The sequence below is a fragment of the Micromonospora sp. NPDC006431 genome, assembly GCF_042870725.1.
In the GTDB taxonomy this organism is placed as follows: domain Bacteria; phylum Actinomycetota; class Actinomycetes; order Mycobacteriales; family Micromonosporaceae; genus Micromonospora.
On record NZ_JBIAHQ010000007.1, the window covers coordinates 260,158 to 272,298 of the forward strand.

At 72.4% G+C, this 12,141-nt stretch carries 10 protein-coding genes; 3 read left to right on the forward strand and 7 right to left on the reverse strand.

Features of this window, described 5'->3' with window-relative positions; all coding sequences use genetic code 11:
- Positions 1-38: 38 nt before the first annotated feature.
- The 4 genes from ACFYM6_RS15745 to ACFYM6_RS15760 all read right to left on the reverse strand — a co-directional run bounded on the left by ACFYM6_RS15745 (position 39) and on the right by ACFYM6_RS15760 (position 4,594).
- Positions 39-941, reverse strand: a complete 903-nt coding sequence (locus ACFYM6_RS15745; protein ID WP_387275946.1) for an NAD-dependent epimerase/dehydratase family protein — start codon at positions 939-941, stop codon at positions 39-41.
- Positions 942-1,065: 124 nt separating this feature from the next.
- Positions 1,066-2,802 carry an ATP-binding protein gene (locus ACFYM6_RS15750; RefSeq protein ID WP_387275948.1) on the reverse strand — a complete coding sequence of 579 codons (1,737 nt, stop codon included), beginning with the start codon at positions 2,800-2,802 and terminating at the stop codon, positions 1,066-1,068.
- Entirely contained in the window at positions 2,799-3,545 is a 747-nt protein-coding gene (locus tag ACFYM6_RS15755; RefSeq protein ID WP_387275950.1) for a response regulator transcription factor, read from the reverse strand. The genes ACFYM6_RS15750 and ACFYM6_RS15755 overlap by 4 nt, the downstream gene beginning before the upstream one ends.
- Positions 3,546-3,691: 146 nt before the next feature.
- A complete protein-coding gene (locus ACFYM6_RS15760; RefSeq protein ID WP_387275952.1) occupies positions 3,692-4,594 on the reverse strand; it encodes a phytanoyl-CoA dioxygenase family protein in 903 nt (300 codons plus the stop codon).
- Between the two features lie 239 nt (positions 4,595-4,833).
- Between ACFYM6_RS15760 and ACFYM6_RS15765 the strand changes: the two genes are divergently transcribed.
- From ACFYM6_RS15765 to ACFYM6_RS15775, 3 genes are all read left to right on the forward strand, one after another.
- Positions 4,834-6,123, forward strand: a complete 1,290-nt coding sequence (locus ACFYM6_RS15765; RefSeq protein WP_387275954.1) for a D-alanyl-D-alanine carboxypeptidase family protein — start codon at positions 4,834-4,836, stop codon at positions 6,121-6,123.
- An 80-nt stretch (positions 6,124-6,203) separates the two neighbouring features.
- Positions 6,204-7,220: a sigma-70 family RNA polymerase sigma factor gene (locus tag ACFYM6_RS15770; RefSeq protein ID WP_387275955.1), complete on the forward strand. Its 1,017-nt coding sequence runs from the start codon at positions 6,204-6,206 to the stop codon at positions 7,218-7,220.
- Between the two features lie 76 nt (positions 7,221-7,296).
- A complete protein-coding gene (locus tag ACFYM6_RS15775; RefSeq protein WP_387275957.1) occupies positions 7,297-8,160 on the forward strand; it encodes a YybH family protein in 864 nt (287 codons plus the stop codon).
- A gap of 43 nt (positions 8,161-8,203) precedes the next feature.
- Here the strand turns inward: ACFYM6_RS15775 and ACFYM6_RS15780 are convergent, their stop codons facing one another.
- The 3 genes from ACFYM6_RS15780 to ACFYM6_RS15790 all read right to left on the reverse strand — a co-directional run bounded on the left by ACFYM6_RS15780 (position 8,204) and on the right by ACFYM6_RS15790 (position 12,052).
- Complete coding sequence (locus ACFYM6_RS15780) at positions 8,204-9,499, reverse strand: MFS transporter (protein ID WP_387275959.1); 1,296 nt, start codon at positions 9,497-9,499, stop codon at positions 8,204-8,206.
- A gap of 137 nt (positions 9,500-9,636) precedes the next feature.
- Entirely contained in the window at positions 9,637-9,798 is a 162-nt protein-coding gene (locus tag ACFYM6_RS15785) for a hypothetical protein (RefSeq protein WP_387275961.1), read from the reverse strand.
- 109 nt (positions 9,799-9,907) lie between these two features.
- On the reverse strand, positions 9,908-12,052 hold the full coding sequence (locus ACFYM6_RS15790; RefSeq protein WP_387275964.1) for an FUSC family protein: 2,145 nt from the start codon (positions 12,050-12,052) through the stop codon (positions 9,908-9,910).
- Positions 12,053-12,141 lie beyond the last annotated feature (89 nt).

The window sequence follows — 12,141 nt, forward strand, 5'->3', positions numbered from 1 at the left end:
GGTTGCCCGGCCACCGCCCGGCGACGGGGGTACGGCGGTCAGCGGTCCACGTGGTTGCGCCATGAGTGCTGAGGCTCGTAGCCCAGCACCCGCCGTGCCTTGTCGATGCCGAGCAGGGTCTCATGCTCGCCGAGGTCCTTGCGGACCTCCACACCCGGGTAGACCTCGGCCATCAGGCTGGCACTGGATCTGCTCATGACCGTGTCGGCGTTGGCGATGATGAAGACGTCGGCGCCGGGCTGGTCGTGGGCGAGGGCCCGCTCGACCGCCTGGGCACCGTCACGGGCGTCGATGTAGCCCCACAGGTTCCACCGGCGCAGACGGGGGTCGGCGTCGAAGGACGGGAACTGCGCGTAGTCCTCGACGTCCATTACGTTGGAGAACCGCAGGCCCACCATGACCAACTCGGGGTCCCACCGGCAGAAGTGCCGCGCCATCTCCTCCTCGAGCGCCTTGTTCAGCGAGTAGGTCGACTCCGGGCGCGGCGGATACTCCTCGTCGAGCGGCGCGTACGGCGGCGGGGTGTCGAACGGCAGCCCGAGCACGGTCTCGCTCGACGCCCACACCACCCGCTTGATCCCTGCCGCCCTGGCCGCGGCGAAGACGTTGTACGTCGCGGCGGAGTTGTTCGCGAAGGTGGCCGCGTTGGGCAGCAGCCCGGGGGCCGGCACCGCCGCCAGGTGCACGACGGCGTCGACCCTGCCGGCGTGCTCGTCGGCGCCGCCGGTGAAAGCCTCCACCACCTGCCCGTAGTCGGTGAGGTCGACGAGCAGGAACTCGCCGACGACCTCGCGGGGGTCGCGCCCGGCGGCGCGGTCCACGGCCAGCACGTCGACGCCCACGGCGCGCAGGTGCGCGACCACGGCGCGACCGAGTTTGCCGCTGGCCCCGGTGACGACAACGCGCCCGGGGAGTGCGGCTTCGAGAACGGGATCGGTCATGGTCACATCCTTTCCTGCGGTAGGCCGTGCCGCGCACGAGGGTGCGGCGCGAGCGGTGCGGCGGTGGCGGATGGCGCGACGGTGTGCCTCGGCGACTGCCTGGAGGCCGGCACCCGCGCCGACGTCATCGGGCGATGGTGGGCAGGGTGATGGTGAAGGTGGTGCCGACGTCGACCTGGCTGGCGACCGTGATGGTGCCGGCGTGGTCGGTGACGATCTGCCGGGCGATCGCGAGTCCGAGCCCGCCGCCACCGGTGTGCCGCCCGCGGGCCAGGTCGGCCCGCCAGAACCGGTCGAAGATGTGCGGCAGCGCCGAGGGTTCGATGCCGGTGCCTGTGTCGACGACCCGGATCACGGCGACCGTGTCGGTCCGGCTGGCGTGCAGGGAGATGCTGCCGCCGGACGCGGTCGCCCGCACCGCGTTCGTGATCAGGTTGCCGAGGACCTGCCGCAGCCGGTCCGGGTCGGCGTTCACCACCGGCGGCCCGGCCGGCGCGTCCGAGGCGGCCGGCTGGGTGGCCGGTGCGACGTGGACGCTCAGGGTCACCCCGGCGGCCTCGGCTCGTGCCCGGTGCGTGGTCCGGCAGGTCTCCAGGAGTTCGGCGACGTCGACCGTCACCCGGTGGTAGGTGAGTCTCCCCGCCTCGGCGAGCGCCAGGTCCTGCAGATCGTCGACGATCCGTTGCTGGAGCACGGCCTCCTCGTGCAGGGAGGCGAAGAGTTCCGGGTCGGGGGCGATCACCCCGTCGGCGAGCGCTTCGAGGTAGCCGCGCAGGTTGGCCAGCGGGGTGCGTAGTTCGTGAGCCACGTCGGCGACGAGCCGCCGTTGTCGTTCCTCACCGCGTTGCAGTGAGTCGGCCATCCGGTTGAACGAGCGGCCGAGGTTGGCCAGTTCGTCGTTGCCCTGCACCGGGACCCGGCTGTTCAGGTCTCCCCGGCCGAGGTGCTGGGCCACGGTGGTCAGGGTCCGGATCGGACGCAGCACCCGATGGCTCAACACGGCGGTGCCCAGGATGACCACGAGCGCCACGCCGGCCGCGGCGGCGAGCAGCGGACCGGTCGCCACCGGGCGCGCTGCCTCCCCACGGGCACCGAAATAGATCCGGACGGGCACGGGCGTCACGTCACGGATCCCGTCGGTGAACGCGCCGGCGAGGCAGCGCAGCTGGTCTTCGCTGGTCGCTGCATCGGAGGGCGGGCGCTGTGCCTCGGCGGGCACGGGGGTTCTCTCGGTCCTGGCCGCGGAGGCCGGGCGGCAGACCTCCACCTGCCTGCTCGCCTCGGCGTCGTCAGCGGCGGCGGCGACGCTGTCGCAGTTCGCCATGATCTCTCTGAGGTCCGGTTGCCCCGGCGACACGGGCGCGAACTGCGGCAGACCGAGGTAGCCGGACGAGCGTTCCAGCGGGACTCCGCCGGCCGTCAGGCAGGCCGCGTACCGGGCGGTGTGGCGGTATTCGGCGATCGCACTGGCGGTGGTTTTCATGGCATCGGGGCCGGCGGCGGTCAGCGGCAAGGTCGGCCGGGGATCGACGATGGCGCTGCTGCTGCCGAGCGGGCGGGCCGGGCGGCCTTCCTCGGTGTCGGTGTCGACCAGCACCACACCGGACTCGGTCACCACGTGGATCCGCTGGCCGGTCCTGGATCGCAGATCCCGTACCAGGTCGACCACCCCGGTCCATGTCCCGTGTTCCTGGCCGTACCGGGTCAGTTGTCCGGTGACCAGGTCGACCTGCGTCTGGTCGGCCGCCGCGGAGTCGACAACCTGCTGGGACGCCTGGCGCAGGGTCAGCCAGGCGGTCGCCACGGTCGCGGTCACCGCGACGAGGACGACCAGCAGCAGTAGTCGCAGCCGGAAACTCACGGCCGGCGATCCGCCGACTGGCGAGCCGACGAGCCGCTGAGGTCGGCCGATCTCGGCCGGGGAGCGGCGAGCCGGTAGCCGCGGCCGAAGACGGTCTGCACGTAGCGTGGTGCCGCGGGATCGGTCTCGATCTTGCGGCGAAGGTTCATCACGTGCGCGTCGACCGTACGCTCCAGCACGAAATGGTCGAAGCCGAACGCTCGATCGATGATCTGGGTCCGGGTGAACGCTCGTCCCGGCTCTCCGGCGAGCACCTCGAGAATGCCGAACTCCTTGGCGGTCAGCGTGACCGGCCGGCCCGCCACCCGTACCTCGAATCGGCCCGGGTCGACCTCCAGGTCGCCCACCTGCAGCACCGCCTGGGTTCCCGCGGTGACGACACCGGCCCGCCGGAGCAGGGCCCGCACCCGGGCGGTGAGCTCGCGCGGGCTGTACGGCTTGGTGATGTAGTCGTCGGCGCCGATGTCGAGGCCGAGCAGGACGTCGTCCTCCGTGGTACGGGCGGTCAGCAACAGGATGGCCACGTCCGATTCGGCGCGCAGGATCCGGCACACGTCGAGTCCGTCGACGACCGGCATCATCACGTCGAGGACCACCAGGTCCGGGCGGCGGCTCCGGGCCTGGTCGAGCGCGCTGCGCCCGTCGCCGACCACCAGCACGGTGTGCCCCTCGCGCTCGAGGTAGAGCCGAATCAGGTTGGCCTGCTTGGGATCGTCCTCGGCGACCAGAATTCGTCCGCCCATGTCGCTCCATCCTGATCGGGCCCGGGGGTGGCCGGCACGTCACGGCGAGCCGGCCACCTCGTCGTCACTGACGGTGACGATGCCCCGGGTGGTTCGTGAGGTCCGACGCGCGGTCCTCGTCGCAGAGCGTAGCCACGCCGGCGGCTTCAGCGGAGCCAGGGGATCCTCCGGTCGAGCAGCCCGCGATGCTTGAGTTCCTGGCGCAGGGGGATGTCGTCGTCCACGTGTCCGTCCCAGTTGATGCCCCAGTAGTTGGCCGTGTGCTTCCCGTCGCCCAGCAACTGGCGTTGCACCGGCGTACGGGCCGCCCACCACGGCCCCTCCCGGTCGACGTGCAGGTCGTCGAGCGGACGGATCCAGCGGTACGTGTAGCCGACGAAGAGCATCTTGCGGGTGATCGCAGAGCGGTTCGTCGATCGGGAGTGCCAGAGCCGGCGGTCGAAGACGAACGCGTCGCCCGGCTCGGCGGTGATCTCCACCGTGCCCGCGGGATCCGGATGGTGCGCCGACACGTCGTCGGGTCGAGGCAGGCTGTTCCGCACCTGGCTGCCGGGGATGATCTTCGTGGCGCCGCGGCCCGTCTCGGTGAGGTCGGACAGCACGTAGGCCACCTTGAGCGAGAACATCGGCCGGGGCACCGCCGGATCCAGCGTCTCCGGGTCGGAATTCTGCCGATAACCGTCCTGGTGCCACCCCCAGTACGGGCGCTCCGGCTCCCGCGCCGGTGGCGTCACGTCCAGATGGTGGTGATGCGTATAGATGTTCCAGCCGAGCAACCCCCACACGTAGGGAAACGTCACGGGATGAGTGAGCAGGTCACCGAAGAGGTGGTCGCGCTCGAGGAAACCCAGCAGGTGCAGGGAACCGTCCGCGCCGGTGTTGCCGGTGGCGGTCGCCCGCCCGTGGATCCGGTCCACCGCTTGCTCAAGTGCCGCCCGGTGTTCCTCGGTCAGCACGCCACGCAGCAGCAGAAAGCCCTGCTCGTGGAACTCCTTGCGGTCGACGTCGCTGATCGGCTCGTACCCTGTCCGGCCGTCGTAGTCATACATCCGGCGATCTCCATCGGCGTGATTCCTGTCGTGGTGATCAGGAGCTAACCGGCCGGGTGTGAAGAAGCTGTGCGATTCGCATGGGTAACGGATGCACCCCTTGCCGCACGGGTCCGCACCGAGGAACGATCCGTCTGCAGCGGCCGCCCGACCGGACTTGATCGTGCGCCGACAGCAGTGACACCGACATCAGCGCGCCGTGGAACACGCCGGCCTGCCACCCGGGGGGACATAACCAGATGCTCGACTCCGCGACGACCCAGGTGATCAAAGCGGTCCCGCCCCAACCGGCGAACCAGGGTCGCCGACGCGGTCACCGGTTGCTGATCAGCGGCCTGCTGACCCTGCTCCTCGCCGCCACCGCGCTGGTCGCGGTCTCGCCGCTGCGCCGCCCACTGCCCGCCCCGACGATCACCCGGACCCTGCCCGCGTCGACCATCATCCCCGGCGAGGCACCTAAGGTGCCGTGGCCGAAGACCGGGCAGGCCGCCCTCTCGGTCGAGGGGGTCGGCTCGCTCGGCACGTCGGGCGGGCGCAAGCCGGTGCCGATCGCGAGCGTGACCAAGGTGATGACGGCCTACGTCATCCTGACCGAACACCCCCTCGACCGGGGCGAGCAGGGCCCGAAGCTCACCGTCACCGCGCAGCAGGCCGCCGCGTACCCGAAGGAGCAGGCGCGTGGCGAGTCCCTCGTGTCGGTCGTCGCGGGCGCGGTCTTCACCGAACGCCAGGCGCTGCAGGCGCTGCTGCTCCCCTCGGCGAACAACATGGCGCGGATCCTCGCCGCCTGGGACGCCGGCAGCATCCCGGCATTCGTCGGCAAGATGAACGACACCGCCGCGGCGCTCGGCATGACCGGCACCCACTACACCGACCCGTCCGGCTACGACCCGGGCACCGTCAGCACCGCCGTCGACCAGGTGATCCTGGCCCGCAAGGCGATGGAACTGCCGGCGTTCGCGGAGATCGTGGCGCAGAAGACGGCCACCCTGCCGGTCGCCGGCACCGTACGCAACTACAACTCCCTGGTCGGCAAGGACGGCGTCGTGGGGATCAAGACCGGCTCCACCGACCAGGCCGGCGGCTGCCTGGTCTTCGCCGCCGTCGTCAAGGTGGGCGGCCGGAACTTCACCGTCGTGGGCGCCGTTCTCGGGCAGCCCGGCGCCCACACCCCCGAGCAACTGGACCGGGTGTTCCGGGCAACCCGACCGCTGGTCCGCACCGCCGCCACGGCGATCGGGGTGCACCCCGTCGTCCGGGCCGGCGATCAGGTCGCCACCGTCCGTGGCGCGCTCGGCGGCGGCAGTGCGCTCACCGCCGCGCAGGAGCTGACCGTGATGGGCTGGCCCGGCATGCGGGTACGGCTGGACGTCGACGTCCCGGCTGTGCCGGCACGGCTGCCGGCCGGGACCGAACACGGCCGGGTCACCGCGGTCGCCGGCGCGGGCACCCCGGTCGCCACCCCGCTGCGCACCGGAGCCGGGCTGGAGCCGCCGAGCACCTGGGAGCGGATCCGACAGCACCGCTGAGCCCGCGCCCGGCACCGGGCGCACCCGTGGGCGGACACACTAGCGTGGGTGCCGGTGACGGATCAGGACGGAGCTGGCACGTGCGGACCGAGCAGGGCGGAGCGCCGTCGGTGACGGAGTTGCTCACCGCGGCGCGTGCCGGTGACGGGGATGCCTTCGGCCGGCTCGTCGGGCCGTTGCGCGACGAGTTGCGGGCGCACTGTTACCGGATGCTCGGGTCGGTTCATGACGCGGAGGATGCCGTCCAGGACGCGCTGGACCGGGCTTGGCGCAGCCTGCAGGGGTTCGAGCACCACGGGTCGATCCGGCCATGGCTGTACAAGATCGCGACGAACCGGTCGTTGACGCTCGTCGAGCGCAGGGGGCGGCGGGAGCTGCCCGCGGATCTGAGCTCCGAAGGTGCGCCGCTGGCGGAGCGTGCGTGGCTGGAACCGTACCCGGATCAGCTGATGGGTTGGACCGCACGGCTGAGCCCGGAGGACCGCGTGCTCGCGCGGGAGAGCGTCGAGCTGGCGTTCGTGGCCGCCCTGCAGCACCTGTCGCCTCGGCAGCGAGCCGTCCTGCTGCTCCGCGAGGTGCTCGGTTACTCCGCCGCCGAGGCGGCCGAGCTGTTGGACACCACGGTCGCCGGGGTCAACAGCGCCCTGCAGCGAGCCCGGAAGGTGCTCGCCGACGTGCTACCGCAGACCAGTCAGCGACAGAGCCTGGACGCGCTGGGCGACGCGACGCAGCGGGAGGTGGTCAAGCGGTACCTGACCGCGTGGGAGGCCGGCGACGTCGACGCCATCGTGGCGATGCTGACCGAGGACGCACGGTACTCGATGCCACCGCTGAGCATCTGGTACGAGGGCCGGGACGCCATCCGCGAATTCCTGGTCGAGGCGGTGCTCCAGCATCGCTGGCGCTTCCGGCCGGTGCGGGCCAACGGGCAGCTCGCGTTCGGCACCTACCGATGGGACGACGAGCGTCTCGCGTACGTCCCGGCTGGCCTGGACCTGCTCACGCTGCGTGGTGGCCGGGTGGCCGAGGTGGTCTCGTTCCTGGACGCCCACTTCCCCACCTTCGGCCTGCCGGCACAGCTGGCGGAGAAAGTCTGACGGCGCGCGATGAGTTTCCGGGCCGGCCCGGGTTGTAGTCCTGACGGACACACCAACCGAGAGGGCCCCACGGAGCATGTCTACCGACGAGGAACAGATCCGCACCCTGATCGAGCGCTGGGCCGACGCGGTCCACCGCGGTGACCTCAGCGCCGTCCTTGCCGACCACGCCAAGGACATCCTGATGTTCGACGTGCCGCCACCGCAGCAGGGCGTCCGCGGCCTGGACGCCTACCGGGAAACCTGGCCGCCGTTCTTCCAGTGGCAGGCCCAGGGCGCCTCGTTCGAGATCGAGTCGCTGAACATCACCGCCGGCGACGAGGTTGCCTTCGCGTACGCGCTGCTGCGCTGCGGCACCGCGGACGAGTTCGCCCACGATCCCGACAACCGGCTGCGGCTGACGCTCGGGCTCCGCAAGCAGGACGGCCGGTGGGTCGTCGCCCACGAGCACCACTCCTTCCCACTCACCGACCCGGCCCCCGCTGACGTCCACCCCGACCGGCGCGACGACGCCGCCGCGGAGCAGGACCTGCGCCGGCTGCACCAGCGGTGGTTCGACCGCACCGCCGCGAAGGACCTCGACGGCCTGATGGCCGGCATCGCCGACGACGTCATCTCCTACGAACACGACCATCCCCTGCAGCACGTCGGCGTGCAGGCGGTACGCGAGGTCTGCAAGGCCGGCCTCGACGCCGCCGGCGACGGCAGCGTCACCTGGCAGGTGCCCGACCTGAAGATCCTGGTCAACGGCGATCTGGCGGTCGCCTGGGGTCTCAACCAGGTCCGGGTGACGCCGGCCGACGGCCAGACCGCCGACAGCTGGTCGCGCGGAACCCGGATCTTCGAACGGCGAGACGGTGCCTGGCTGATGATCCACCAGCACCTGTCGTACCCCTACGATCCGTCCACCGGCCAGGCGCGGACCGACCTGCATCCGTAGTCTTCGTTCCCCGCGCCGATCGTTGCTCCCCGGCGGATGTGGATCAGGTGGGGACGGCCGGTCCGGCAGGTGCCGTGACAGGGCCGTCCCCCGGCCCGAGGGGCACGTGCTCGGCCGACGCTGCGTCGGCGGCCCGGGCGGGGGCCGCCGCCGGCAGCCGACGGACGTCCCGGCTGGCCAACATGCCGAGTACGGCGAGCACCACCAACGCCGCGAGGATCAGCAGCGTGTCGCGGGGGCCGATCACCGCGGCGACCGGTCCGACCGCCACCTGGCCGAGTGGGATGGCGATGAAGGAACCCAACATGTCGTACGAGTAGACGCGGGCCAGCCGTTCGGCGGGGATGTGCTGCGCGATCGACGTGTCCCAGGCGACCGCGAACTGTTCCACGGCGATGCCGACGGCCACGCCGGCGGCCAGCAGCACGGCGACGGTCGGCGCCAGGGCCAGCGCCAACAGCAGGAACGACTCGGCGAACATGCAGGCCACCCCGAGCAGCAGCAGCCGGCGTACCCGGATCCGCAGGGCGACCAGCCCGCCGACGACCATTCCGGCGGTCTCCGCGGCCAGCACCACCCCCCAGGCGCTGCGGCCGATCGTCGCATCGGCGACGGCCGGGCCCAGCACGTTCACGCCGCCGGCGAGGGCCGCATTGAGGATCATGAAGCCGAGCACCACCACCCAGACCCAGGTCCGCGCGGTGAACTCGGTCCACCCCTCACGGAGGTCGGCGACGATGCTCGTGCCACTGGTTCGTGCCCGTGGGGCGGCGACCCGGACTCCGGTGAAGGCGACGGCCGCGATGGCGAAGGTGAGCGCGTCGATGGCGAGGCCCCAGCCGGGGCCGACGGCGGCCACCAGGAGCCCACCGAGCGCGGCGCCCCCGATCATTCCCGCGTTCATGCCGAGCCGGATGATCGCGTTGGCCGGCTGGATCATGTCCGGCGGCACGGTCTGCGGCGTCGCGGCGGCCGAGGCCGGCTGGGCCAGCGCGCTCACGACGCCGTTGGCCGCGCTGAGCGCCAGCAACAGCGGGATCGTCGCCGTACCGGTGAGCACCAGAGCGGCCACCGCCGCCTGGGTCGACGCGCCGAGCAGATTGGAGCCGACCAGCACCACCCGGCGCGGAATCCGGTCGGCCACCACCCCGCCGAAGAGCACGAACAGCACGTTCAACAGCGACCGTGCGCCAACCACCAGGCCCAGGTCGCGCACCGAGCCGGTCAGATCGAGCACGGCGAAGGCCAGCGCGATGGGAGCGACCCCGTTGCCCAGCATGTTCACCAGGCGGCCGGTCGCCAGGTAACGGAACGCGGCGAACCGCAGCGGAGCGAACATCAGGCTCTCATCCTGGACAGCCGCCCGGACGGCAGGTTTGGTGTCACAGATGACGGACTCGGCACCGGCCCACTCAACCACTTCGGGGCGTGGTGCCGCGTCCCGCAACCGACGTGATCTTCGTCCCGGTCGCGCGGTCAGTGGGTGGGCGGCGGGGTGAGCCGGTAGGCGCCGCGGGGATCCCAGCCGGCCTGCCAGCCGGCCGCAAGCGCCTCCTGCAGCACACAGCCGACGGCGTGCTGCCAGGCGCTGGCCGCAGCGGGGTCGTCCCGGCGCAGCGCGGAGATGTCGGCCGGCACCGCGACCAGCGCGGCGGGAGCGGCGGCCCAGGGCCGGGTCGAGCACCGGCAGCCCGTCCGGGGTGGCGGCGACCACCTTGTCGCTACGGCGGCATCCCGTGCGGCCCGGTCAGCGCCACCAGGGCCGGCGGGCCACCGCGACCGCACGGTCGGCGGGCTCGGTCAGGTCGTCGCCGACCTGGTGGATGCTGCGGATCCATTCGGTCGCGACCACCAGCGCCATCGCGGATCCGGCCGCCGCCTCGTCGTCACGCCACCGTTGCAGGCAGGTACGCACCGGCCCGTCCAGATCCGGCAGGGCCGGCCAGGATGATCCGGCCCCCGTGTCGGCCAACCGGTCGGCCAGCCGCCCCAGCCCGCTCAGCAGTGCCTGCTGCGCCGTTCGGACGGGCTCGACCGCGTCCCGGCACTCGTCGGCCCGGTAGCCGAACTCGGTGACCGCGTTCTCCAGCAGGTTGGCCGCCATGGCCAGGTAGTTGGCCCCGGACAGCAGGACCACAGCCGTCGAGGAGTCGAGCGGTCCGGCCGACCGCTCGGCCAGGTAGGCGCCGAGCGCCAGCTCGGCCCGGGTCCGGGCGCCCGCCGGCGGGGCCGGAGCGGGCAGCCGTTCGGCGCCGACGGCCAGCACCCGGTCGAAGGCGTGCCGGAGCCGCCCGATCGCGGCCCGTTGGTACGCGGCGACACTCCGGATGAACTGCCGGCGCGTCCCGTGCGGCCACAGCAGCAGGCTGAGCGCGACGCTGACGGCGACCCCGACGCCGACGTCCTCCAGCCGGATCAGGCCCAAGCGCCATCCCACCGGAGCGAGCAGGTTGAAAATGATCATCAGGTCGACCGTGAACGCGGCCTGGCTGAGCAGGAACCGCTGGGAACCGGAGGTGTACGCGGACAGGAACACCGCGGCCGGCAGCACCGCCCACAGCCACGCCGGGTGCCCGGCGGTCGCGATGACCACGGCCGAACCTGCGGCGACGCCCACCACGTTGCCGGCGATGGCACGTAGCACCGAGCGGGCGGTTCCCAGAGCGTTGGTCCGCAGCACCTGCAACGTGCCCAGCACCACCCAGAACGCGTGTGGCAGGCCCAGCCGGACGGCGAGCCACACCGACACCGCCAGGCCTACCGCGGCCCGGAGGCTGTCCCGCAGCGCGATCGAGCCCGGCGCCGCGGAGGACGCCAGCCACCGCAGCCGGCGATGGCGGACCTGCTGGTCGCCCAGGACCTCCCGGCCTCGTCCACTGCTCTGGGCACCGGTGTCCCGGCCCGCCGCCGCCGTTGCGTTGGCCGCCACCGCTGTCGCCAGGTACGCCAGCACCCGCAGCGTGTGGTCGACGTTCAACGCGTCGAGGACCTGCTCACCGGCTGCCGACGGGCCCAGCGACCGCCGCACCCACCGCTCCAGTGCGCGCCGGTGCGCCCACCGCCGCTCGTCGACCGCGCGGACGTCCGGCCCGCCCGCCCGGCCCGCCAGCGTGGCGGCGCTGGCGCGCAGGACGCCCGACATCGCCGCCACCAACTCACCCTCGGTTCCGGTGCCCCGCCGGGCGAGGTGTTCGGGTCGGTACAGCGGATGACCGGCGACACCCACGATCAACTGCAGATCGCCGATGAGTTCGGCGTACCCGCGCAGTCGATGCCGCGAGCCGATCGACCGGCTCGCCGTGCCGGCGTACCGGCGGCGAGCCGTGTCGACCGCCTCCGCCGCCGCCTGCCGGAGCCGGCTGAGACCCGGATCGTCCGGAGTGCGCGCCATCGCATCGATCAGGTCGGCTGCCGCCCGGCAGGCCGCGCCGGCGGCACGGGTCAGCGCCACCGGCCCGGCGCGGGGCAGCAGCAGGCCGGCGAGGGTCGCGGCGAGGCCGGCGAACAGCCATCCGGCCACCCGCATCGGAAGCTGCCCCTCAGCGGGGGGCAGCGTGACGGCCAGGACGAAGGAAAGCAGCAGGCCCAGCCGGGCCGTGCTGACGTGGCCGCCCGCCACCGCGGCGAGGAAGGTGGTGACGAATGCCAGCAGGAACATCACGGCCGGGATGGCGACCGCCCAGCGGGACACCACCGTCCCGAGCGCCACCAGGACCGCTCCCGCCGCCGTGGCGAGCAGGTAGGAGCGGGTCCGTTCCCGGCGGGTGCCACCGAAGTCACTCATGATCAGCAGAGCGAAACCGCCGAAGATGGTGAACGTGGCGAACGACTGGTTGCCCACCACGTACTGTCCGACCGCGAACAGACCCGGCAGCACGATCGCGGCGCGCACCCCGGCTCTCGGCGCGCTCCGCTCGGGATCAGCCAGCGACGTCACCGCCCGGCGGAGACGCCTCCGCGGCCCGCCGGGTGCCGCCGGGC